Origin of the sequence: Marinifilum flexuosum (genome assembly GCF_003610555.1) — a bacterium.
GTDB lineage: Bacteria > Bacteroidota > Bacteroidia > Bacteroidales > Marinifilaceae > Marinifilum > Marinifilum flexuosum.
Genome location: NZ_RAPQ01000008.1, coordinates 2,059,844 through 2,085,296, shown reverse-complemented (window position 1 = coordinate 2,085,296; position 25,453 = coordinate 2,059,844). Strand labels below are relative to the sequence as shown.

Genomic DNA, 25,453 nt, shown 5'->3' with positions numbered 1-25,453 from the left:
GTCACTCTGTCTCATATTTTTTTTAGCCATGCATTAAAATAGACTCCCACCTTTCCATCAAATAATTTCTACCTTTGCTCCCAAACTAAAGTTCATGTCGAAATACAGGTATTTTTTTCATATCGCCTACAAAGGCAGCAATTACAGAGGTTGGCAAAAGCAGATTAACGCCACAAGTGTGCAGGAAAGCATTGAGGATGTTTTGAGCAAGTTTCTGAAGGAAAAAATACACTGCATGGGTTGTGGCAGAACCGATGCGGGGGTTCATGCATCGCAATATTATTTCCATATCGATGTGAGTCACCAGATTGATGAGAATCTATTGTTTGCCATTAACCGAATGCTTCCGCCCGATATTTCTGTTTTCGATTTTCAGTTGGTTGAGCCACAAAATCATGCACAGCACAGCGCCAGTGAGCGTACTTACAATTATTTTATTCACACCAGTAAGAATCCGTATTTGAGCGATATCAGTTCACTTTATTCTCTTGATTTGAACAGTGAAAAAATGCAATTGGCTGCCCAACATTTGATTGGCGAAAAAGATTTTCGTGCCTTCTGTAAAACGCCCGATCGACACAATCATACCATTTGCAAGGTAAGCAAGGCGCAAATTTACAAGAGTGCTGATGGGGGCTCATTGCGATTCGAGATTACCGCCAATCGCTTTTTAAAAGGAATGATTCGAATCATTGTTCATCAACTGCTTGAGCTTGGACAAGGTAAAATGAGCGTAGAGGAATTTGAACAGCAATTGAGCCAACAAATTACGCCTTCCCCATTGAATTTGGCATATCCACAGGGTTTGTACCTATCAGAAATTAAATATCCCTTTTTAGAACAGAAAAATTTATCCAATCAGTGTATCATGATGGATTTGAAGGATTGGGTTCTAATTTAGCTACAAATTTTTAGAGTAAATTCCCAAAAGAATAAGGTTTCGACAAATTGGATTTAGCTTTTGGATGTATAATTAGCTTAATTTAGAAATTCTTCCCTCTTAGGGAAGATGGCTACAGCCAGAAAGGTGTGTTTTTGATTATATTTTTGGTTCTATATGGAATATAGTATGTAACTAAATCGATTACTATTTGAAAACAATAATTCTATAGTTTAACTTTAATTTGCTTAAGCCGCATGGCTCTTACTTTCTGCATTGATCAGAAAGTAAGCAAAGAATCTAGGGGGAGTAAGCCCAAACCTCTTCTACTTGAAAAATTTAAGTGCGGCGGAGTGATCTTCGAACAAGTTCTCAGCTTCTCCGTCTTACTAAAAATTTATTCTACGGTTAAGCGATTTGTCCTTCCCATGCCCCTACCTCAGTCCGAACCAAACAAATATACATCTACACTTCACAAAGCGATGAAACTCTTAATAGGCTTGAGACTTGAAACTTGGAACTTCAATTAGCATACTTCTCCAACTTCACATACAATTCTTCAGGATTTATTGGCTTGGTTACAAAATCGGTCATGCCTGCACTCATTACTTTGGCTCGTATTTCGTTAAAAGCAGATGCTGTTACAGCAATAATCGGCAATTCCTGATACTTCTCACCCTCCAGTTTTCGAATGTTTTCAGAAGCATCATAACCATCCATTTCTGGCATTTGCAAGTCCATAAGTACCATATCATAGTCGGCTTCCTGAACTTTTTCAAAAGCAATTTTCCCATTTTTGGCAATATCATAGGTAACATCCCATTTCTTAAGGAATTGTTTTATAATTAATACATTCATAGGATTATCTTCCGCCACCAATACATGCATTCCTTTCAGTTTTTCACAACCGGTAAAGTGTCTATCAGAAAAACTAAGCTTAGGTTGGGATTTCAAGCTGATTTTTAAACTAACATTCACAAAGAAAGAGGTTCCTTTTCCTGCTTCACTTTCTACATCAATGCTACCCTGCATCAGTTCTATCAACTTACCGGTAATGGCTAATCCTAATCCGGTTCCTCCATACAATCTTGTGGTATTGGAATCTGCCTGCGAGAATGATTCGAAAATTTGATCTTTTTTGTCTGCCGGAATACCAATTCCCGTATCGTTAATTTCAAATTGAATATTCACTTTATCGTCTGATCCTCCTTTAAAATCAGCCTTTAAAAGAACTCTACCTTCGTCGGTAAATTTAATGGCATTACAACACAAATTGGTAATAATTTGAGATAATCTAGTAGGATCTCCAGTAAGATGTGCAGGAATCTTTGGATCAATTTCAACAATAAATTCCAGGTCTTTTTCTTTTGCCTTCATAAAAAATCCAGCAGTCACATTACTGATGAAATTTCTAAAATTAAAGTCGATTTTCTCCAATTCAATCTTCCCTGCTTCAATTTTACTAAAATCCAGAATGTCATTGATTAATGTCATTAAGTTATCGGCCGACAGTTTTAAGATATTCAGGTTACTTAACTGATCTTCTCTCGGGTCATTTTCCGACAACAAATGTGTAACACCAATTACAGCATTCATTGGCGTACGTATTTCGTGCGACATGGTAGACAGAAACTGCGCTTTGGCTTTTGTAGCTCCTTCGGCTTTTTCTTTGGCAGCAATCAATTCCGATTCTACTCTTTTTCGCTCCGACAGATCATTAAGTGCAACAAAATGAATATTGCCCTCGGCTAACTGTACTGGATTCAAAATTACTTCAACAGGAAATTCCATTCCATCTTCCTTCATGTGAATCCAATCAAATTTATTGAAGCCCTTTTCTCTGGCTTGGTAAATAAAATCCATTGCCTTATCGGATGACCTAGAGCCATCAGCTTGGAATTCCGGAGAGAAATCTTTTACAAATTTACCAATGAAATTGCTTCGATATTTCACTCCAAAAAGATCTAGACAAGCCTGGTTACAATCTAAAAATCTCGATTCTTTAATAATCAGGTATGCTACCGATGATTTTTCAAATATCATCCTGAATTTTTCATCAGTTTCATTCTTTTCTTCTTCTAAACTTTTTCGTTGCGAAATGTCTTTTATAAATCCTGATAATCCCGTTGCTTTACCATCTTCTCCTATGATTAATCGCTCTTCGATTTCGCACCATTTGTAACTGCCCGACTTGGTTACAAAACGCACCTCAAAATGATTGGTTTTCTCTTTATGCTCGAGCAAATACTTCAGTTTCAACCTGCACAACTCAATATCATCAGGGTGAACAAATTCATATACATTTGTACCAATACTCGACAGCAAATCAAAGCCAGTCATTTTCGTCCATGCCGGATTCAAATACATCCATTCTCCTTCGATATTGGCCTGAAAAATCACCTCATTAATATTGTCAACAATGGCCTCTAGTCTTGAGCTTGTTGTTTTAGCCTCAGCTGATTTGCTTTCCAGATTTTTTTTAAGCTCACGATTTACATTAAACAATTCTTGTGAACTTTCTTCAAGAATATTTTCAATTTGCTTGATATCAGAATCAAAGTCAACATATGCATCATTGATCACATCAAGAAAGTCTCTAAATTTTTCTTGCTCATCTTCTGATAAATATTTCCTGATTTGTCTTTTAAGTAGTCGATGCATTGCTTTATTTTTCAGAAATTGTAGTAATTGTCATAGTTTGATTATGCAACTTACACGGCGTGTTCTTGCGAAATGGAGAGATCTCTCCGTAAGAGTAAAATCCTGTAATACACACATCTTTACCAATTACATCCGACACCGCTTCCACCTCTTCTTCAATTAACTGTTTTAAAACCAATTTACGGCCTACACAACTAATCAAAATGGCAATTTCAGCTCTATCCTTTGGTAATATTTCAGTAGTGGTTATGGCAGAATTTTCGGCTCCATTAATTAATCTGTCTACATTAGCTTTCATCAACCTTACATAGGCGCCCTCGGGAATGCATCCTGCAAAAGTCATCGATTGATCCTCCTCGTTTACCCCAAGAATGGTACGAACCACGGGTTCCTGAATTCCATCCTCTCGTAAACTTAATGGGAATAGTAAACCCGATGCTGGTAATCCTTCTGCTTTATCACCCAAAAATTGCTTGTAAAGCTGTAAGGCAGGTTTACCATCCAATTCATACAATACATTACCTTTCGACTTGGTTACCAGCCTTTCAAGACCAAAACTATCCCATCCTCCATTTGAACCATAACCTACAGAAATCCTTTCGCCATAAAAACCTAAAGCAGCTATACAATTTGACACTGGCTTACCAGATTTATCATATACAACCGTTTCGTTGAAATCACTACCATCACCTGCTAAACCTCCGGTAACTGTAACATTTCCAGGTAATGTCTTTTCTATGCCATTAACCAGCTCAGCACCATTAATATTCAATCCATCAGAGAGAATCATGACATGCTTTAAACCGTTCTTATCCAATTTATCCAATAATTTAGCACCGAGAAGTTTATTATCAGCACCCTCTTCTATTTGAATGGATTCTAACTTCACCGTCGAATTTTCAAATTCAATTGCAGTAATTACCACTGAATCATCTCCCACTTCAATTCCTGAGATTTCACCAGCGGAAGAACAACCAAATAAAACTGCCTCGGGATAATGTTTCTTCAACGCTAATGTAAATGGTTCATTCAACATTAGCTTTCGATATCCAAAAACAAATATCAGATCTGCTTTAACACTTAGATTTTTAATATTCGACAATTCATCGATTGAATTAATTCTCAGCTTATCAATTTTCATATTATAGGTGTAAATAGGTAGTAGAACTCCACTTAATGGTGAATTTTAAATTATTCGTCAACATTTTAATACGATTCACAACGAAGTCTGTTACATAAGTTAATCAAAAAATTAGTTTTTATCACTATTTTTGAACTTTCAGGGAGTAATAGTTTTGCAATGAGATATAATCTTTATTGTGAAAATTCGTTGAGTAATAGTAGCATCAAGAATTTTAAATATGGCAAAAGCAAAAAAACCGACAAACAAAAAGACACATTCCAAGAGAAAGACTTCTACCAAGAAAAAGACAAAGAAAAGAAGTTTTAAGTCGTACATCATTCGATTGGGATTACTGGCAATAGCATGTGCTCTTGTTGGGATTGGCTTGCTATTTTCAACGGTATACCTTGGTTTCTGGGGAAAACTGCCAGATTACTATACTTTGCGAAACATTAAAAATGCAGATGCCTCTGAAATCTACTCTGAAGATGGTGCTATTTTAGGTAGAGTTTATGCTGAAAACAGGACTAATGTCAATTTTAAGGATATTTCTCCCAATGTGATTAACTCATTAATTGCTACCGAAGATGCTCGCTTTTACGAACATCAAGGTGTTGATCAAAGAAGTATGCTTCGTGTTTTGGTAAAATCTTTGATCATGAGAGATCGAAGTTCAGGAGGAGGAAGTACACTTAGTCAACAACTTGCCAAAAACCTATATCCTAGAAAGCGCTATGGTGCCTTAACCATGCCTATCAATAAAATCAGGGAAGCCATAACTGCATCGCGATTGGAAAAAATATACTCAAAAAAAGAAATCTTACAATTATACTTGAATACAGTTTCCTTTGGCGAAAATGTATTTGGAATTGAGAGTGCATCCAGACAATTTTTCAGCAAACCAGCTTCCACTTTAAAAACTCATGAATGTGCTGTATTAATCGGAATGCTTAAAGCTCCAACTTACTACAATCCACGATTACATCCCGAAAGATCAAAACATAGACGAAATGTTGTTTTGAATCAAATGGCAAAATATGAATACATTTCAGAAGCAAAAGTAAAGCAACTGAAAGCTTTGCCATTGGGATTAAGATACAATAATCAGGCTTCGAAAAATGGTTTAGCTCCATACTTAAGAGAAAAAATTAGAATTGAAGCGAATAAAATATTAGCTGATTTCCCTAAAGATGATGGAGACTATTATGACATTTACAGAGATGGTTTAAAGATTACCACGACTTTGGATTCCAAGCTTCAGGCATATGCTGAACAATCGGTAAATGAGCATTTAAAGCGACTTCAAAATTTATTTTACAAGCATTGGGGAAGCTCTAAACCTTGGGATAATAAAAAAAACATTCTTACTGATGCCAAACGTCGATCAGATCGATACAAGAAGTTGAAAAAATCTGGAAAATCGGAACAAGAAATCAACAAGATTTTCAATAAAAAAGTAGACATGAAAATTTTCACCTGGTCTGGTGAAAAGAATGTAAACATGTCGCCTAACGATTCAATTAAACACTACGTTCAACTTTTAAACACAGGATTTTTGGCTATGGAGCCACACTCAGGAAAAATAAAAGCCTGGGTTGGAGGAATCGATTTTAATCATTTCAAATACGATCATGTTACTGCAAAAAGACAAGTTGGATCTGTATTTAAACCTGTCGTTTTTTCAGCTGCTCTAGAAGAAGGAGTATCTCCATTTGAATATTTACCTAACGAAAGAAAGATTTACGAAGAGTACGATAATTGGTCTCCAAGAAATGCAGATAACAAATACGAAGGAAGCTATAGTATGGAAGGTGCTTTGGCTGAATCGGTAAATACCATTGCTGTAGATGTACTTTTGCAAACCGGTATTAGAGATGCAATTGTTCTTGCCGAAGAAATGGGAGTAGATAGCAACCTACCTAAAGTTCCTTCGCTTGCATTGGGAACCGCCAACATTTCCCTGTTCGAAATGATTCAAGTTTATGCAACTTTAGCCAACAGAGGTGTACATGTTGATCCTTATTACCTTGTAAAAATTGAGGACAAGAATGGAAATTTAATTGCTGATTTATCTAAACAACGAGATGAAAATAGATTTGTATTATCTCCTCAGAATGCAGATATCATTAATCACATGCTGCAGGCCGTTGTAAATAGCGGAACTGGTAAATCACTGCGAAATGTTTATAAACTCGAAGGCGATTTGGCTGGAAAAACAGGAACTACAAATTCACATGCAGATGGATGGTACATTGGTTACAATTCCAATTTGGTAGCTGGTGCCTGGGTTGGAGCCGATGATATGCGTGTATATTTCCGCTCCTTAACTTTAGGACAAGGTGCAAGTATGGCTTTGCCCATATATGGTAAATTTATGCATAAACTAAGTCGTAATCGCAAATTCTCTAACTACAGCTATGCCTCAATCCGCAAACCAGATAGTGATATTCTTGCACAATTAAGTATCCCTCACTATATGCCTAAAGATTCAGGATTTCTTAAGAATATTTTTGGCGTTAAAGCGAAGGATCGCGATAAACTAATGGAGCGCAAAGCCAGAAGAGCAAAGAGAAAAGCAGAGAAAAAATCAATTTACCAAAGAATTAAGAATATTTTTAAGAAGAAAAACAAAGACTAGCGCTTTAAAAAATTAATGAGCATTTGTTGTTTGAATTCTTTAATGTGAGTATTCTTTTCACTTCTGTTTTTATTCTTTATTTCACGAACCAATGATTTAAATTCTGGATTTGGAGCCAAGCTTTGAATTTTAGCTAACTTCCTGTCCAGAACATCTCGATCGTGCCAGTTACCAAGAGTAGATTCTGTTTCATTCACAACTTTATATTCTCTTTCCAGATCGTCAGAACTTTCTATGTCAATTAACAATTGAAGTAAGGATTTAATAATTTTGAAAAACTTACGAATATCATGGTAATTCTCCTCACCTCTGGAAGAAGCCCACAGTTTGTATATTAAATCTAACTCATCAAGAATGATTTTATCAGCCTTCTCTCTTAATTCTGTACTAGTTGTTCTTTCCAAAACCTGATAAAGTTTTTCCATCCGTTTTTTAAATTTATCAAGCTTAAATTTTTCTAATGCTACAACAAAATCATTTGATATCTTCGACTGATTCTCTTCTAAAATCTGAATTACTTTCTCCTGATTCTTCACATTGTGTTGCAAGACTAAACTTTTACAAACCTGAATGGTCCTTAAACGACCAGAATACTTAAAAACAGGTCTTAACTGTTTTAATAGCTTGCCGACAATAACTGTATCCAAGTGCAGAGCTTCCACTAGCAAAAGCAAGCTTCTTATATATTTAATGTCAACACGTAATTTGTGTACATTATCCTCATTCAGACTTTTAGCCTCTGTAAGATGCAATAAAAATGCATCAAATCTTTTCTTGTAAAACGTGCTTAATTTATTCATATCTATAATATAAGTCCCCTATCATTTACATACAAGATACACAAAATCAAAAAATTAGTAAAATGAAATTTGAGCAAGCTTTTTTTGTTTAATTTAAAATAATATTCTTAAATGCATATAAATAAAAAAGACCACCTAATATTAGATGGTCTTTGCATAACTGAATTTAACTATTTATTCAGAGTGATCATCACTCTTTTTTTCATCTTTCAACCGGCCTGCTTCTTTAAGAGCTTTGTTTAAAATCCATTCTATTTGACCGTTAGTACTGCGAAATTCATCAACAGCCCATTTCTCCAACTTCTTATACATCTCTGGACTCAAACGCAGAACAAATGATTTCTTTTTAGTCATATTCTATTAATTATTGATACAAACTACCAGTGTTCAATACTGGCGTAGCATCTTTATCTGAACAAAGCACAACCATTAAATTACTGACCATGGTCGCTTTTTTATCTTCATCCAAATCAACAATATCTTTATCGGCAAGTTCTTCCAATGCCATTTCTACCATACTTACAGCACCTTCAACAATTTTAAAGCGTGCCGCTACCACTGCAGTGGCCTGCTGTCTTCGTAACATGGCTCCTGCAATTTCGGAAGCATAAGCTAAATAATTAATGCGCGCTTCCATAACCTCAATTCCTGCAATGGCCAATCGTTCCGTTAACTCTTGTTCCAGCAATTCACTTACTTCATTTCCTCCAGATCTTAAAGTAATTTCAGCCTTCTCATCTTCAAAATTATCGTAAGGATATACACCTGCCATATGTCGAATTGCCGCTTCTGATTGAATGGAAACAAAATTTTCGTAATTATTCACATCAAAAGCTGCCTTATAAGTATCCTTAACTCTCCAGACCAATACAACTCCGATCATAATCGGATTACCTATTTTATCGTTCACCTTAAGAGGATCACTATCCAGATTTCTTGCACGCAAAGATATCTTCTTTTTTACAAATAGAGGGTTTACCCAGAAAAATCCATTTTTTAAAATCGTACCCTTGTAAGCTCCAAAAAGAACCAACACTGCAGATTGATTTGGATTAACCACAGTAAATCCCGGCAGACAGATCATCAATACGAAGATGAGTAACATAAAAAAGGGGTTTCGCAGAAATATAGTGCCCAATATCCCTCCCGCAAGAAGAAGAAGACATACAAATAACATTGCAAAACCCGAAATGGCCGTAAAAGTTTGTTCTTGTTTCATATTTGAATCTTTTTGATATTATTTTGATATCAATTTACGATTATTTTTAGAATTAACAAAAACAAGGCATAAAAAAATCGGAACAGTGATTGTTCCGATTTTTTTAATTCAACATCATCTCCCTTATATCGGGAATTTTTAAATCAACATTAACCGTTGATCGATTAAATGTTTTTATGCGTTCTACTATTTCACCTGATGCTTTCACTTTAAATTCATCGAGCAAATTGTATAAATCTGATGAATCAAACAGGCTTAAATCCGAAATTCTTTCAAGTAGAGTAAGCATTTCTTCAGGTGAAAATAAAACATCATGTTGTAACAAAGCGTAAATTTCATTCATAGGCATAATTGGCTAATTTGTTTTATTCTAAAACGTCTATGATTTTCATTTAGTATTCCAAAAACAAAAAAAGCCGGAAAATATTTCCGGCCTACTAAAATCAAATAAAAAACTAATGAAAAGTTAAAGTCATATTTCTCTCTTCGATAATCTTTCTCATATTAATTAATGCATATCGCATTCTACCCAATGCAGTATTAATACTTACATCGGTGTGTTCGGCAATATCCTTAAAACTTAAACCTTTATAATGTCTTAGAATTACAACTTCTCTCTGATCATCTGGTAGTTCCTGAACCAACTCTCTTATGTCATCATGTATTTGATCACGAATCAATTCATCCTCGCAATTGCCTTCACAATACTTATTAGAATTAAATATATCCAATTCATAATCATCTTTCGAAAAAGTGTTACTTTGTTTCTCTCTTCGAAAATGATCAATGATTAAATTGTGTGCAATGCGTAAAACCCAAGCTAGAAATTTACCATTGTCTTGATATTTGCCCAAACGCAACGATCGGATCACTTTTATAAAAGTGTCTTGAAAAATGTCCTCGGTAAGCTGATGATTTTTTACGATAAGATAGATATAGGTATAAATTCTATCCTTATGACGATTGATTAATGTATCAATGCATTCATGGTTACCATCAATATACTGCTTCACGAGATCATAATCGGTAGGATTATTTTGTCTCAAATTCACAACTATTTAGTTTTTAAACAGCGTAAAAGTTTTTCTATAAGCAGTATCTCCTTTTTTTGGGGTTTATAAATTGGTAACAGTATGCAATAAACTAATTTTTCCTGAGATTTGAAAATCTTTAGAAGTTAAATAACTTTGGAAATTCGTTTTCAAGATATAAATTCAACTCCTATTTGGAGCAGATATAAGACAGATGGCAGAGAAATTTTCAGAGGATTTTATTCATATAAAAGGTGCAAGGGTACACAACCTAAAGAACATTGACTTAAAGATTCCTCGTAATCAATTCATTGTAATTACGGGACTTTCCGGATCAGGTAAATCATCACTTGCATTTGATACTTTGTACGCCGAAGGCCAAAGAAGATATGTGGAAAGTTTATCAGCTTACGCTCGTCAGTTTCTTGGTAGGATAGACAAACCTGAGGTAGATTTTATTAAAGGGATTCCGCCTGCTATTGCAATCGAGCAAAAAGTAAACACTAGAAATCCAAGATCTACAGTTGGAACATCTACTGAAATATACGACTATCTAAAATTACTTTTTGCAAGAATTGGTAAAACCTATTCGCCGATTTCAAATACCTTGGTAAAACGACATAGCATCAGTGATGTTGTTAATTTTATTTTGAAGCAGAAAGAAGATTTGCCAGTGATGATATTGGCAGAAATGCTAAATGGCGACAGAAGCAAAAAAGAACAACTTGAAGTACTTTCGAAGCAAGGATTTTCGCGTATTGAAATTGATGGCAAAATTCACAAAATTTTCGATGCTCTAGAGGCACCAGAAATCATTCCTGCAGATAAGCCAATTCATATCGTTATTGATAGAATAAGAGTCTCTTCCGACGAAGATACGAAGAACAGAATAGCGGATTCCTTGCAAACTGCGTTTTACGAAGGAAAAGGTGAATGTTTGGTAATGTTTGAAGGAGAAACTCATTCTTTTTCGAATCGATTTGAAGCGGATGGAATTGAGTTTGAAGATCCTAATGTACATACTTTTAGTTTTAACAATCCAGTTGGTGCTTGTCCGAAATGTGAAGGATTTGGGAAGGTTATTGGAATTGATGAAGACTTGGTAATTCCAAACAAAACGATCAGTATTTATGATGATGCAGTAGTTTGTTGGAAAGGAGAAAAAATGCAAGAGTGGAAAAATCAATTGATTTATGCTGCCGATAAGTTTGATTTTCCTATCCACCGACCATATTTTGAATTGAGTGAAGAACAGAAATTATTATTGTGGACCGGTAACAAGCATTTTAAAGGATTGAATGCTTTTTTCAAATACCTGGAATCTAAGCAATATAAAATTCAATATCGTGTAATGCTATCGAGATATAGAGGTAAAACCACTTGTCCCGATTGTAGAGGCACTCGATTAAAGAAAGAAGCTGGCTATATTAAAATTGATGGAAAAAACATTCAGGATTTGGTGTTGATGCCAATCATCGAACTAAATAGTTTCTTTCAGAATTTAGAATTAAGCAAAACCGAAGAGCAAATTGCCAAAAGGCTTTTGGTAGACATTAGAAACCGTCTACAGTTTCTTTCTGATGTAGGCTTGGGATATCTTACCCTAAATCGTCTATCAAGTAGTTTGTCAGGTGGAGAGTCACAGAGAATCAATCTGGCAACATCATTGGGAAGTAGTCTGGTAGGATCGCTCTACATTCTCGACGAACCAAGTATTGGTCTTCACTCGCGAGATACCGATTTATTGATTAAAGTTCTAAAACAACTCCGAGATTTAGGAAATACGGTTATTGTGGTTGAACACGATGAAGACATTATTCTGGCTGCAGATCATGTAATTGATATTGGCCCACATGCTGGTAGACTTGGCGGTGAAGTTGTTTTTCAAGGTGACCTGAATGCCTTAAAAAAATCAAACGAAAGTTTAACATCTCAATACATCTCGCAAGAAAGAAATATTCCGGTTCCTTCGAACAGAAAAAAATGGAACAATTACATTGAAATTATTGGCGCGAGAGAAAATAACTTAAAAGGACTTAATATCAAATTTCCACTTAATGTAATGTCTGTGATTACAGGGGTAAGTGGTTCTGGTAAATCATCTTTGGTGAAAACAATTTTGTATCCAGCTCTAAAAAAACACTACGGAGGTTACTCCGATAAGAGCGGTCATTTTGATTTACTTCAAGGTGATCTACAGTTGGTGAAAAACATAGAGTTTGTTGATCAAAATCCAATTGGTAAGTCTTCACGATCGAATCCTGTTACATATTTAAAGGCATATGATGAAATCCGAAAACTATTCGCCGATCAAAAAGCTTCGCAATATGCCGGTTTTAAAGCTTCTCATTTCTCTTTTAATATTGATGGAGGAAGATGCGATGAGTGCCAGGGAGAAGGAATTATAAAGGTTGAAATGCAGTTTATGGCTGACATTTACCTTCAATGTGAAAGCTGCAAAGGCAAAAGGTTTAAAGATGACATTTTAGACATTAGATACAATGGTAAGAACATCCACGATGTTTTGGAAATGACCGTAAATGAAGCTACTGAATTTTTTAGTGCGTCAAAAGGAAATATCGAGAAGAAAATTGCACAACGTTTAAAACCATTGGTTGATGTTGGCTTAGGATACGTTAAATTAGGTCAATCGTCGAGCACATTAAGTGGTGGAGAAAGTCAAAGGGTAAAATTGGCTTCTTTTCTTGCCAAAGAAAAAGCAGAACCTTGCCTTTTCATTTTCGATGAACCAACAACAGGACTACATTTTCACGATATCCATAAATTGATGGATGCATTTAATGCTCTAATTGCAAGAGGACATACTTTGATTATTATTGAGCACAATATGGAAATTATCAAGAGTGCTGATTGGTTAATTGACCTTGGCCCTGAAGGAGGAAACAATGGAGGAAAGGTTGTTTTTGAGGGAACTCCTGAAGAAGCAACGAAATGCAAACAATCTTATACAGGAAAATATTTGAAAGAAAAGTTATAGAAGAAAGGCTTCTAATTAAGGAGCCTTTCTTTATGATCTTTGCTAATACATTTCTAATCCAAATAGCACGACTACACAACCATTCATGCTTTTGTCGTATTCTTTATTTTCAGTCACAAACTTCATCGAAATAATTAAAGTTTGGGAATCTTTCAATTCAAAATCGTATTTGTTACTGTATCCATCATCCTTGTTATCAAAAAGAACCTCATAATCAGAATTTAGAATCTTAAAATGAATTGGTGGTAGAAAATCCTCTCTGCAAACAACCACTCTATATTTTTGCCCTTTAAAAAATGCTTTATGAAGTTCAACATCTTCATCTACATTTAAAACAATTCCATTATAGTTTCCATCATGTATATAATTCTCCAATAAAGGTTTACAATCCTTTTTGGCAAATTCTTTGCACTGCGAATAAACCAAATTGGTATTGGCAAGAAAAAATAAAACAAAAATAGTAAATAAAATCCTCATGAAATTTAATCAGTTATTAATCGACTATATAATCTCTTATAGCGTTAACTTTTAAAATAAGTTGCTCAAAAGCTTCTAAATTAACCCTACCGTAGAAATCCATCTCATTATTTTTTGATATAATCGACTTTTTGAATAATCTCTCCAAATCTAATAAATCTTTATAAATTGGCTGTATTACCGGGTTCGATTGGTTTTCACTTAAAACAGATTTAACACTTTCCAAGGACAGCTGTTGATCTAAAATTCGCTCAATTAAAATTTGATGACTCACCTCGTTTGGTTTCACACTTTGGGTAGCCAAATACAAACTCTCTACCCAACCTCCTATTAACATTAAAGATGCAAGTAGATATCGATCCTGTTCTCTTAATTGTTCATGCGATTCCATATACACCTCAGAGATCACATCAATCACCAATTCCTTGTTCGTCAGATTATCTTCTAACAATTTAATTTTCTTTGGATCTACCGCTCTTAAAATCCCTAAAGATTCGGCCAAATTCCTGGTAACATTTAAATATTCTATAGATGTTTGAAATTGCTCATTTATACCTGAATAACTTAAATCTGCACAATAAACACCCAATGCAATGGCTCTGGAAGTACTAGTGGAATAACCTGCCAATTTCTCAGTAGAGTTGAGTAAATCCTTCTGAAAAACTATACCTGATTTGTTAATTAGCAATGAAGTTTCTATAGGACTTGGCAAAACAAAGAATATCTTCTTCATTTTACTTGTATTTTCAGCCATTAGCTGATATTCTAAATTTTCAGATTGAATTTCTTTTTCCTTTTTCCCTGCAGAATTCCAACTACAAGAGGCAAATAAAAATAACAACAATCCAACTACAGAGATCTTTCTCATAAAATACAATAACGAGTTAATATTTATAGGCCCAATTAAAATACGATTTTTTATCTACTAAAACTGGATATCTAAGACATTTAAAACCGCAAAAAAACATACTGACACAAGAAATAAGTTTAATTATTATTAAAAAAGCAATTTTTATCAAACACTACTAATCATCGCTTATTTTATTAATTTTGCAAAATACAAATGGAAACAAAATGACGGATAAAGCAAAAAAAGCATTACACGATAAGTTAGTATCGGAACTACAATCTTCAGATTCTAAAATTGTTACTAAATCGATCAATCAACTAAGAGAAGAAGGACAATTGGAAGATATTGTAATTCTGTTTGATTTATTGGTAAAAAGCACGGATGAAGAAGTTAAAAATACCATCTTAAAGTTTTTGGCTGACATTAAGGATAAAAATGCTGATCTGATTTTTATTGAAGCAATCCTTAATGAAGAGTACAAATCAATTCAGAAAGAATTAGCTGGTATTTGTTGGCAATCTAGTATCGATTTTACCAAACATGTAAGTGTGTTTACCGATTTATTAATCAAATCTGATTTTGAAACTGCTTTTGAAGCTTTTACAGTAATTGAAAACTTTACTGGAAAAATTGAATCGGATATAAAAATTGAAGAACAAGATAAATTAAAGGATGCAATTCCAAATGCTCCTGAAGAAATTAAAGGAATGATTCATGAATGTATTCACATTCTTGATCAATTTTAAAAAGAAAGGCTGAATCAAATGATTCAGCCTTTTTATTTTAGATCATTACATCTTTTTCATTATTCGAAAAGTATTTCATGAACTGAGCTCTTTCGTAAAGTGCAGAATCAGGAATGTTTCCATAACTCAACTTCCCTCTGAACTCCTCAATTGATTTGAATTCTTTTCTAGTCATCCATGCCGAAATTTCTTCCAAAATTTTGGTTACCTGATCAAATCCATGTTCGTAAACTGTAGAACAAATTTGAACGGTTTTTGCTCCAGCCAACAACTGCTTGATTGCAGCTTCCCCACTGTGAATTCCTGTTGATGCAGAAATATCAAGACCTTTAATTTTATCGGATAACATTCCTACCCAACGTAAAGATCTACGAATATCACTCGCATTACTTAATACCTCTGCACTAGTAATTTTCAAATCTTCAATATCAATGTCTGGCTCGTAGAATCTATTAAACAAAACAACAGAATCAGCTCCATCAGCATTTAATCGATTTGCTACAGAAAACAGGTTTGTAAAGTACATACCCAATTTCATCGAAATAGGAATATTTACTTCTTTCTTAACAGCATTGAAAATATCGTAATAAAGCTCTTCATACTCAGTAGAACTCATATTTCTATCGTTTGGAACGATAAATGCATTTAATTCAATGGCATCAGCACCAGCTTTTTCGATTTCTTTTGCAAAATGAGTCCAATCCGATGATGACACACAGTTAATACTAGCAATAATAGGAATCGAAACAGCTTCTTTTGCCTCCTTAATTAATGTCAAATAATTTGAAACCGAGTTACCCTTGATGTAATTTTGGATATAGTCCTCAGCTTCAGGATATCCAACGTTTGTAGGATCTTTGCTAATAAGGTGACGGGCTTCGTTTGTGATTTGCTCTTCAAATAAAGATTTTAATACAACAGCACCAGCTCCCTTTTCTTCGATAATCTTAATCTTTCTTACCGAATTGGTTAAACCAGAACTACTAACAATTACAGGATTCTTTAAAGGCAACCCCATATAAGTGGTTTCAAGATTTATCATAGTATTTTAATTTTATTGAATTTCAATCGTTAACGAACAAATATAATCATTTAAATAAATAATTACGATTCATCAACGAAGGACTTTGTGGCAAATGTTATTTATTTGAATAATCTCTAGTTCCAAAAATGGTACTTCCAACACGAATCATTGTGCTACCCTCTTCAATAGCCAGTTTATAATCTCCGGACATTCCCATCGAAATTTCTTTAAAACTCTCCTCTTCTGAAAAGAACTTTGATTTAAGTTTGCTGTAAATAGATTTCAAGTTGCTAAATTCTGAACGAACCTGATTTTCATCATCAGTGTAGGTAGCCATTCCCATAACACCTACAATGCGAATATTTTGCATATTCTGATATTCCTCAGAATTTATAATAAGCTCTGCATCGTTTAAATCTAAGCCAAACTTCGTCTGCTCATCAGCAATATGAAACTGAAATAAACAATCAATTACACGATCATTTTTTAAGGCTTGCTTGTTAATCTCTTTTAATAGCTTTAAACTGTCTACTGCATGAATTAAGCTAACAAATGGAGCAATATACTTAACCTTATTGGTCTGCAAATGACCAATCATGTGCCAAATTATATCTTTTGGCAATTCGTTAAATTTTCTTGTTAACTCTTGAGGTTTATTTTCTCCGAAAATTCTATAACCACCATCATAAGCTTCCATTATTGCTTCGTTGGGTTTTGTTTTAGAAACTGCCACCAAGCTTACACTCTCTGGAATTGATTTTTTAATTTCTTCTATTTTTTGAGGTATGCTCATACCAATACTAGTTTTGAATTTTAAAACTCAAAATTACAACTTTTCGGTTTTAAGTCTCACCTGGAAGTTAAATTAATTATCATCAGACAGGATAAATCCCACTCCATGAACATTTTCGATTTTCACCTGTGGATCTGGTTTAAGATGCTTTCTTAATTTTGTAATAAACACATCCAAACTTCTTCCCATGAAGTAATCATTTTCGCCCCAAACCTTTACAAGGATATCCTCACGTCGGACAACATTATTTTTCGATTGAAGCAGCATGTAAAGAACCTCTCCTTCTTTTTGCGTTATTCGAGACTCATTCCCGTCGATTCTTAGGGTTAGATTTACATGATTGTATTCAAAATTACCAAGTTTGAAAGATAATTCCGAAGTATTCTGAACAGAAATTGTTCTTTTTAATATTGCATTTATTCTTCTAACCAACTCATCTTCATCAAATGGTTTGGTAATGTAATCGTCACCTCCCAAATCAAAACCTTTTAATTTATCTTCTTTTAATGATTTTGCAGTGAGAAAAATAATAGGAATGTCCTTATCTATTTTTCTAATCATTTTACCTAAAGAAAACCCATCTAATTTTGGTAACATCACATCCAAAAGGCAAATATTATATTTTGATTTGGAAAATTTTTCATAGCCCTCTTCCCCATCTCGAGCCAAGCTAACCGTAAAGCCTTCCATTTCAAGAAAAGCATTTAAAACCTCCCCAAGATTAGGATCATCTTCAACCAGTAATATATTTTTTGTTGCAAGTGTAGACATAAATTTTAAGATTGTGGTATTGTAACAGTAAAGGTACTACCATAATTTTTCTTACTCCAAACATTTATCGAACCTTTATGAGCATCAATTATCATTCGAGAATATGACAAACCAATTCCAAACCCTTTAACATCATGACGGTCACCTGTTGGTGCTCGATAATATCTATCGAAAACATGTTTTTGCTCCTCTTTACTCATTCCAATTCCTTTATCAGAAACCAAAATAAGTAAACTTCCGTTATTGTTTTTGGTTTCCAATTTCAATTCAGGTTTTCCTGAAGAATACTTTATGGCATTATCCAAAAGGTTTACAAAAACATTTTGAATCAACTCCCTATCGCCTGTAATTAAATCATTTACAGCTGTTTTATTCATAATCAATTCCCCCTTTCGTTCCGATAATCTAACTGATAAAGAATCGATACATTCTTTTAGTAGTTCATGCACATTAAATTGATTTGAATTTAATTGCAACTCTCCTCTATCAATACATGACAATTTTAAAAGCTGATCAACTTGTTTTTTTAGTCTATCATTTTCAGAAGTAATCATATTGGCATAATGAATTACCTGATTAGATTGAGAATGAACCTTCTCACGCCCCAGCATCTTTCCAGCCAAAGCAATGGTTGCCATTGGGGTTTTGAATTCGTGAGCAATATTATTGATAAGGTCAGTTGTTCTTCCTAAAATTTTCTTGTCCTTAAGAAATGAGAAAACAGTCAATCCAAAAAATACAAAGAGTATTAATATCAGCATTACTGATAATATAAACATACTGCCCATACTATCCATTAAACTTTGTTCTCTTTTATTAAAATAGACATTCAGTACAGCTTTATCGTGACTTAATGCCTTACGCAAACTATAGTAGAAACATTTACTTCTTGGCTGCTCATCAGCAGAAGATAATACCTCAATGGTGTATGCTGATTGAATTTGGTAATTTTGAAATTGTTGCTTAATGATAGAATCCAAACGTTCCACTTCACTTTCTAATTTTGCACTATCATTGGCATCAAATCTCGATTTATTCATACAAGCACTCATAGCTTCACATCTCTCTCGGTCCTTCATAAACTCGTCAACCGATTCATGTAAAGCCATACCTACCCTGTGGTTAAATTGTTCTTCGTTCAAATCGCGCGCTCTACCTATCCACCTTATTTGTATTAATAGAAGAGTAATTAGAACTACTACTGATACGCCAAGGAATATCTGAATTCTATAATTACTTAGTCTGTTAATTAATTTTTGAGCATTTTTTATCATCTAATATCTTCTGTACTCCTTTAATAATGGGTATATTAATCAATCCAAAGGTAGTTTAATTTTTAAAAATTTAAATTTCTTTAACAATTCATTAACAGCAGACAAAAAGATCTTTTACGTTCTTTATGATACAATTCAATAAAATCAAAACGGATTAATTAACATTTTAAATTTAAAACAATGAAAAAGTTATTATTGAGCCTATTATTTGTTTTCGCAATTAGCGCGGTAAGTTTCGCAGTTCAACCGGTTAACATTTCTACTGATAACGATGTTGTACTTACTCAGGATGTAGATCAGGATCAGAAACAAGATAAAAAGAAAGTAAAAAAAGAAGCTAAAGCTGATAAAAAAGCTTGTTGTTCAAAGAAAAAAGACTGTTCTAAAAAAGAATGCTCTAAGAAAAAAACATGTTGCAAAGACAAAAAGGAGTGTTCTAAAAAAGAAGCTAGTGCAAAAAAATGTGATTCAAAATGTAAAAAATCATGTACAAAAGAAGCCAATGCAAATAAAAAATGCGATGCTAATTGTAAAAAAGAGTGCTGTAAAAAGTCATAATATATTATTAAACAACAGATAAACCCTTCGAAAAACCGAAGGGTTTTTTTATGTTTTTTGGTACAATTTATGTTGCATGTTTAGCGTTAAAATTTTAAATCAATAAATATTAAAATACTCATGAAAACATCAATAGCTTTAATTGTAGGTATATTATTCTCATTTTTTGCTCAATCACAAAATGTGGAACGCTATATGCAATATCATGACAAAGGTAGAATGCTCATTCTGGAAGGCAAGTATGATAAAGCAATCCCCTACCTAGACACTGCCATTAACATTATGCCCTATTATCCGACTATTTTTCAAGATCGAGGATATGCATACATGCAACTAAAAAACTACAAAAAAGCAATATTGGATTTTAACCATGTACTGGCTAAAAAACCATATATGAGCGAAGTAAAATTACAGAGAGGTATGGCTTACTACCATCTGAACCGATTATATGAATCAGAACAAGATTTGGTAGCTGTAGTTAACTCCAATCCTTCCAAAAGCAGAGAAGCAATTATTTATCTTGAAAACATCCAAAAGGAAAAAGAGTTGGCTTATATTCAAAACCAACAGCAATTAAATTACTTGCGATTACAAGTCGAAAATGAAAGACTTCAAAGAGCACGACATCGAGAGGAAGTAATCTGGAATACCGTAGTTCCTCTGGCCTTCTGGACAACGGTATTTTTAACCTGGTAAATCTGTATCGGGCTGTATTGGTCTTCGCTTAAAAGAAATCGTTTTTCCTGCAAATCTTATTTTCTTATAGTCAGGAGTTTCCGTATTCTCTAATTTAAGTCTCAATTTATCAATGCTATCAATTGAACCAACTACAGTCAATACATCACCTAATCTCAATCTGGTAAATCCAGTAGAAATTAGAGTATTCTGATTTCGTTTGGTAGCCAATATAATCAAATCAGTAGGTATTTGCAGATCTCGAATTGCAACTCCATGTAATTCCGGATTTTGCATTTCTATGTCAACAGTATCCTGATTTTCTTCCATTCCAAGCAATAATGAGGTTGCAATTGGTGAACGAACCAAATGGTCCATAAGGCTCACCATCACAGTAGAAGGTTCCACAATTAATGCTCCCAATTCATGAAATTTCTGAATAAAACTTCTTTCATGAACTCTAACCACAATATCTCTGGTACCAAAGTGCTCATAAGCCAATTCACAAACCGTTAAATTGTCATCATCTTTATTTAAAAGAACCAAAGCATCTGCCTTATGAGCTTTAATCTTCCTCAATTCCTCTAAATTGTAATCGGGAACATGTACAACATTTACTCCTTGATATTCTAATTTTGCCTTCGCTTCATTTCGAGTTACCAATTGTACTTTCCAATCATTATCTGCTAATTGTCTTGCCAATGCCAGCGATTGACCTTCCAATCCAAAAATAAGTGCTTTTTGTACTTTATTTTCGTGCTGTAACTCTCTTTGTTTATGACTTTCGCCAACCAAAAGAATAGACCATTTGAATAATGGTGGTCCAAATATCTCGTTTAATACAATTACAGCTAAAAGTATAGTAGCAAACTCGGAACCCCAAGTTGGATATTTTGCCGACACAACTGATACCAATCCAATGGCAACACCAGCCTGAGTAACAAATGGCATCCAGGAAATTCGATTGTAACGCATTGGATCGCCACCCAAAGTTCCACCAATAAATGCTCCAATTGCCATGCTGGTTAATCGTACAACAAAAAATATCAAGGCAATAGACCATACATCTTGTAAAATATCAATTTTTACCGATGCCCCGGTTAATGTATAGAATAATACATAAATAGATGGAACAACCAATTCGATAATACGATTAAACTCTCTTCGATTTTTACCAAAATTAACGACTACAAAACTTCCAAGAATACAAATCAGCAATGGTTCAATGTACAAATCGAATCCAAACCATTCTAAACTTTGATTATGAACCAAACTTGCTAACAAATACACGCTGTATCCGGTAAGTACAATTATAAAAGCCTTAAGTTGCGTATATATGCGAATGGATAAGATTAGATTTAACAAATTTCCTAATACAAAACCTAAAAATACGGATAAGCACAACTCGCCAAACAAAATGATGACCAACCAAAAATCGAATGGAATTTTTGATATCAATGCATCTGCAACAGCAAAACAAATGGTAAAAAGAACAATTACCAATACATCTTTTATTACTGTAACACCAATTGCCATTTGTGTAAAGGGACCTTTTGCGCGCATTTCATTAATAACAGCAATTGCTGAAACCGGTGATCTGGTAACAAACACGGTCCCAATCAATAAGGCAATAGCCAACTTGTATTCGAATGACATTTCTGATAAAAACTGAATTCTTTCCGAAATCAACAAAACAAAAGAAACACTAATCCCAAATGTAAATACAAGTTGTCCAAACGTCATCCATTTAATGCTTCTCATTCTTCCTTTTAACTCTTTCAGAAACAATTCAGCTCCAGCTGCAAATGCAATGAATGCCAATGATATTTCATTTATAAACCCTAGCTTTTCGATTGAAGTTTTAGGCAAAAGATTCAATACATAAGGACCAGATAACATCCCTATAAATAAAAGGCCAGTAATTATAGGTAACTTGATTTTTGGGAAATACAACGATATTCTATTTGCTCCAACTGCAATAATCAGAAAACTCATTAAGACCATTAATATTTCAAGATATTCATTCATTCGGTTCAATTTTAATGTTTGCCCAAAACAATTGATATAAAACATATCATAGCAATTTGTTTAGGTATTAGTAATTAAGATACAGAATTCTCTTATTAGTTCCAATACCAACAAACATTGTTAAATGATTGTAAAGTCTGCACAGATACGAACACTTACTGTACGAAATGTAACAACATTTCCTTTTCCACCCACACCAAAACCAATCACCAACCATTGATATACTGCCACTTACAAAGAACGGCACAAATACTGTTACAATTTAACTGAACCTATTAACCAAACTTAAAATGAAGATCAAACGAATTTTAACCGTTGGAGTCATTTTTTTGATGATTTGCATTGTGAATACAAAGGCAAATAATCAAAATTATTCTCCTGAAATTATCAAAGCTGTTCTTGATGAAACTCAAGAGCTTTGCTCACAAGATAATGGATTGCTATGGGGACATAGTTTGGATGTTCCAATTCTCTTTGTTGATGAAGAAAATGAAATCGTGTACTCAAATAAGAATAGCTCTAAACTAAACCTGGAAGAAAAAAATAACATTTACATAGGGAAACTTCCTGATTTTATAAGAGTGAAAAAAGGACCACAAAAAATTGACAAACGCAATTGGGCTGTTATACCTCTACCTTTGCCTGAAAACAAAATTGAACAACAGTGTGTTATTTTGCATGAGGCATTCCATTGTTTACAACCACAAATAGACCTAAAACCTTTGCCATATAACAACAGTCATATGGAAGAGATGGAAGCAAGAGTATGGTTAAAACTTGAGTGGAAAGCCCTGGATTTTGCATTGCATAGTGAAGGAGAAGACCGAAAACAAGCAATCATTGATGCAATTTGCTTTAGAAAGTATCGTAGGGCCTTATATTCTGATTGCGATGGATGTGAAAATCGCTTTGAAATTCATGAAGGTATGGCCGAATATACTGCTCAAAAAATATGTAGATCGAAACCAGAACTTAAATCATTTTTGCAATCAAAGCTTGAATGTTTGTGGGAAAACAAATCGTACGCTGATTGTTTTGCTTATTTCACCGGGCCTGTTTATGCCTATTTATTGGATGAAACCGAAATTAACTGGAGAAACCAATTAGGATCCAAAGACGATATTGCCATATTGGTACAAACAGCTTATAACATTTCGTTACCTTTTGATGTTTACATGGAGGCCGAAGAAAGATCTGTTTTGTATAGTGGAGCAAAAATTATGGGAGAAGAACTGGATAGAGAAATTTCATTATAAGCCTTTTGCTTGTCTGAAATTAATTAGTTAATCAAAGGATTGCCTGTGGCAATCCTTTTTGTTTACATTACAATTTTCTTTCCTTAACTTTATATATCAAAAAGCAGAAAATCATGAATATTTTATTGGAACAAGGCTGGAGTGAAATAGATAGTAAGCTGATTAAAAATTACGTATTATCTGATTTTACCCATGCCATTAAATTTATCAATCTTATTGCCGAAGATGCCGAAAAAGTTGATCATCATCCTGACATTAAACTGTATAAATACAAAAATGTCAGAGTAACTTTAACAACTCACTCCAAACGAAGAATCACCGAGAAAGACATTTCGTTAGCCAAGCAGATTGATAAGATATTTGATTCAATTAATTAACTTTATCGAATTTCAATGCCCTTATTGTATGTCCCTAAAATTTGCATTCCTCTAACCTTTTGAGAAATCATATTCATTGCATTTTTAAATTGCATTGGAGCTTTAAATTCCAAATCGACATGAAAGAAATATTGCCAATTCTCACCAGGAATTGGATGAGATTGGATTTTAGAAAGGTTTATACCCTCTTGAGCAAAACAATCTAAAATATACGATAAACTACCAGGTTCATGATTTGTACTAAAGTATAGCGAAGCCTTTGTAAATCCACCATTAACACCAACATCTTTTTGTCTTTTCAGCAAGAAAAATCGAGTTTGATTATTCTTGATACTTTCAATTGCCTCCTCCAAAATCTCTAAATCGTAGAGCTTAGCAGGTAAATCACCAGCAATTGCACCTACACCATGTAGTTCATTATCACGAATATTTTTAGCACTTAATGCTGTATCTTCCATCTCTACCAATCTGATATGTGGATATTGACGAAAAAATGCCCTACACTGATTGATAGCCATTGGATGAGAATGAACCTCTTTTAAATCTTCAATTTTCTGTCCCGGCAATGCCATCAAGTTTTGCTTAACTCGTAAAAAGATCTCTCCTTCCACAACAAGACCTGAATCTTGTAACAAGCCATAATTTTGTAAAATACTTCCAGCAATTGAATTCTCAATGGCCATTATTCCTGCATCGCAAACACTTTCATCATTAACAAGGTCAACAAGCTTGGCAAAATTTTCAGCTGGAATAATTTCTACATCCTCACCATAATATGCATTTGCCGCAATGTGATGGAAACAACCTTCCACTCCTTGAATAACAATTCTTCTCTTGTCCATTTTGTTTTGGTTTTATTAGATTTTTTTCAAAAAAAAAGTCCTGAATAATCAGGACTCTCTTTTAATGCATTTGTAATTTAAACCATTAGAATCCTGTCCTTCTCGTCTCCAAAAAAGAAAAAGCTAAAAAAGAAGCTAAAGGAAAATATGGTTCTCATCGTATCGTAAAAAAAAGAGCCTTTCGAAAAAGGCTCAGTTAATATTTTATATCACACAAAACCTCTTCAGCACTACATGCTAAAAAAGAAAAAAAATCGATTTGTGTGAACTCTATTCATTGTTTGTAAATCATTTGTACAGCTCAAAGTTAAAAAAATAATTTAAAAATAATGGTTTGATATTAAATCAATTCAATTTCAACAACATAATTTAATGCAATAATAAAGGGTACAACTAAGTTTTCTCGATGTTTTTTAATATCTTTTAAACTGA

General features: G+C 33.8%; 23 protein-coding genes. 8 read left to right on the top strand and 15 right to left on the bottom strand.

Annotated features, from left to right (window positions below):
- Positions 1-94: 94 nt before the first annotated feature.
- Positions 95-901 (top strand): tRNA pseudouridine(38-40) synthase TruA, encoded by an 807-nt coding sequence (gene truA, locus BXY64_RS08475; RefSeq protein WP_120239447.1) that lies wholly within the window; start codon positions 95-97, stop codon positions 899-901.
- 501 nt (positions 902-1,402) lie between these two features.
- Here the strand turns inward: truA and BXY64_RS08465 are convergent.
- The gene (locus BXY64_RS08465) at positions 1,403-3,541 is read right to left on the bottom strand and encodes a PAS domain S-box protein (protein WP_120239445.1); all 2,139 of its coding nucleotides are present in this window, start codon (positions 3,539-3,541) and stop codon (positions 1,403-1,405) included.
- A gap of 4 nt (positions 3,542-3,545) precedes the next feature.
- The gene (locus BXY64_RS08460; protein WP_120239444.1) at positions 3,546-4,682 is read right to left on the bottom strand and encodes an FIST signal transduction protein; all 1,137 of its coding nucleotides are present in this window, start codon (positions 4,680-4,682) and stop codon (positions 3,546-3,548) included.
- A 220-nt stretch (positions 4,683-4,902) separates the two neighbouring features.
- Here BXY64_RS08460 and BXY64_RS08455 point away from each other — a divergent pair, with 220 nt between their 5' ends.
- On the top strand, positions 4,903-7,302 hold the full coding sequence (locus BXY64_RS08455) for a penicillin-binding protein 1A (RefSeq protein WP_120239443.1): 2,400 nt from the start codon (positions 4,903-4,905) through the stop codon (positions 7,300-7,302).
- Here the strand turns inward: BXY64_RS08455 and BXY64_RS08450 are convergent.
- The 5 genes from BXY64_RS08450 to BXY64_RS08430 form a co-directional block, all read right to left on the bottom strand.
- The gene (locus BXY64_RS08450; protein WP_120239442.1) at positions 7,299-8,102 is read right to left on the bottom strand and encodes a CHAD domain-containing protein; all 804 of its coding nucleotides are present in this window, start codon (positions 8,100-8,102) and stop codon (positions 7,299-7,301) included. The two genes, BXY64_RS08455 and BXY64_RS08450, sit on opposite strands and share 4 nt — an antisense overlap.
- A gap of 174 nt (positions 8,103-8,276) precedes the next feature.
- Positions 8,277-8,456 (bottom strand): Arc family DNA-binding protein, encoded by a 180-nt coding sequence (locus BXY64_RS08445; RefSeq protein WP_120239441.1) that lies wholly within the window; start codon positions 8,454-8,456, stop codon positions 8,277-8,279.
- A gap of 10 nt (positions 8,457-8,466) precedes the next feature.
- Complete coding sequence (locus BXY64_RS08440) at positions 8,467-9,321, bottom strand: SPFH domain-containing protein (RefSeq protein WP_120239440.1); 855 nt, start codon at positions 9,319-9,321, stop codon at positions 8,467-8,469.
- Positions 9,322-9,424: 103 nt separating this feature from the next.
- Positions 9,425-9,670, bottom strand: a complete 246-nt coding sequence (locus BXY64_RS08435; RefSeq protein ID WP_120239439.1) for a hypothetical protein — start codon at positions 9,668-9,670, stop codon at positions 9,425-9,427.
- Between the two features lie 106 nt (positions 9,671-9,776).
- Complete coding sequence (locus BXY64_RS08430; protein WP_120239438.1) at positions 9,777-10,373, bottom strand: RNA polymerase sigma factor; 597 nt, start codon at positions 10,371-10,373, stop codon at positions 9,777-9,779.
- 193 nt (positions 10,374-10,566) lie between these two features.
- Here BXY64_RS08430 and uvrA point away from each other — a divergent pair, with 193 nt between their 5' ends.
- On the top strand, positions 10,567-13,350 hold the full coding sequence (gene uvrA / locus BXY64_RS08425) for an excinuclease ABC subunit UvrA (RefSeq protein ID WP_120239437.1): 2,784 nt from the start codon (positions 10,567-10,569) through the stop codon (positions 13,348-13,350).
- Between the two features lie 42 nt (positions 13,351-13,392).
- Here uvrA and BXY64_RS08420 read toward each other — a convergent pair whose 3' ends face one another.
- Positions 13,393-13,827, bottom strand: coding sequence for a hypothetical protein (locus BXY64_RS08420; RefSeq protein ID WP_120239436.1), 435 nt, complete (start codon positions 13,825-13,827; stop codon positions 13,393-13,395).
- A gap of 16 nt (positions 13,828-13,843) precedes the next feature.
- Entirely contained in the window at positions 13,844-14,695 is an 852-nt protein-coding gene (locus BXY64_RS08415; protein ID WP_120239435.1) for a hypothetical protein, read from the bottom strand.
- Between the two features lie 206 nt (positions 14,696-14,901).
- Between BXY64_RS08415 and BXY64_RS08410 the strand changes: the two genes are divergently transcribed.
- The gene (locus BXY64_RS08410; RefSeq protein WP_120239434.1) at positions 14,902-15,423 is read left to right on the top strand and encodes a hypothetical protein; all 522 of its coding nucleotides are present in this window, start codon (positions 14,902-14,904) and stop codon (positions 15,421-15,423) included.
- Positions 15,424-15,460: 37 nt separating this feature from the next.
- Here BXY64_RS08410 and BXY64_RS08405 read toward each other — a convergent pair whose 3' ends face one another.
- The 4 genes from BXY64_RS08405 to BXY64_RS08390 all read right to left on the bottom strand — a co-directional run bounded on the left by BXY64_RS08405 (position 15,461) and on the right by BXY64_RS08390 (position 19,285).
- A complete protein-coding gene (locus tag BXY64_RS08405; protein ID WP_120239433.1) occupies positions 15,461-16,465 on the bottom strand; it encodes a dihydroorotate dehydrogenase-like protein in 1,005 nt (334 codons plus the stop codon).
- 97 nt (positions 16,466-16,562) lie between these two features.
- Complete coding sequence (locus BXY64_RS08400) at positions 16,563-17,240, bottom strand: YggS family pyridoxal phosphate-dependent enzyme (protein WP_120239432.1); 678 nt, start codon at positions 17,238-17,240, stop codon at positions 16,563-16,565.
- 72 nt (positions 17,241-17,312) lie between these two features.
- Positions 17,313-18,011 carry a response regulator transcription factor gene (locus BXY64_RS08395; RefSeq protein WP_120239431.1) on the bottom strand — a complete coding sequence of 233 codons (699 nt, stop codon included), beginning with the start codon at positions 18,009-18,011 and terminating at the stop codon, positions 17,313-17,315.
- Positions 18,012-18,016: 5 nt separating this feature from the next.
- Complete coding sequence (locus BXY64_RS08390) at positions 18,017-19,285, bottom strand: sensor histidine kinase (protein ID WP_120239430.1); 1,269 nt, start codon at positions 19,283-19,285, stop codon at positions 18,017-18,019.
- Between the two features lie 180 nt (positions 19,286-19,465).
- On the opposite strand from BXY64_RS08390, the gene BXY64_RS08385 reads away from it, so the two are divergent.
- Positions 19,466-19,843, top strand: coding sequence for a hypothetical protein (locus BXY64_RS08385; RefSeq protein ID WP_120239429.1), 378 nt, complete (start codon positions 19,466-19,468; stop codon positions 19,841-19,843).
- 120 nt (positions 19,844-19,963) lie between these two features.
- Complete coding sequence (locus tag BXY64_RS08380) at positions 19,964-20,539, top strand: tetratricopeptide repeat protein (protein ID WP_120239428.1); 576 nt, start codon at positions 19,964-19,966, stop codon at positions 20,537-20,539.
- On the opposite strand, the gene BXY64_RS08375 is transcribed toward BXY64_RS08380, so the two are convergent.
- Positions 20,528-22,546: a monovalent cation:proton antiporter family protein gene (locus tag BXY64_RS08375; protein WP_170150617.1), complete on the bottom strand. Its 2,019-nt coding sequence runs from the start codon at positions 22,544-22,546 to the stop codon at positions 20,528-20,530. The two genes, BXY64_RS08380 and BXY64_RS08375, sit on opposite strands and share 12 nt — an antisense overlap.
- A gap of 290 nt (positions 22,547-22,836) precedes the next feature.
- Between BXY64_RS08375 and BXY64_RS08370 the strand changes: the two genes are divergently transcribed.
- Together BXY64_RS08370 and BXY64_RS08365 are read left to right on the top strand one after the other, a co-directional pair.
- Positions 22,837-23,802: a hypothetical protein gene (locus tag BXY64_RS08370; protein WP_120239426.1), complete on the top strand. Its 966-nt coding sequence runs from the start codon at positions 22,837-22,839 to the stop codon at positions 23,800-23,802.
- Between the two features lie 38 nt (positions 23,803-23,840).
- The gene (locus tag BXY64_RS08365; protein WP_317124610.1) at positions 23,841-24,179 is read left to right on the top strand and encodes a 4a-hydroxytetrahydrobiopterin dehydratase; all 339 of its coding nucleotides are present in this window, start codon (positions 23,841-23,843) and stop codon (positions 24,177-24,179) included.
- Between the two features lie 2 nt (positions 24,180-24,181).
- Here the strand turns inward: BXY64_RS08365 and BXY64_RS08360 are convergent, their stop codons facing one another.
- Positions 24,182-25,021, bottom strand: coding sequence for a prephenate dehydratase (locus BXY64_RS08360; RefSeq protein ID WP_120239425.1), 840 nt, complete (start codon positions 25,019-25,021; stop codon positions 24,182-24,184).
- Positions 25,022-25,453: the final 432 nt, after the last annotated feature.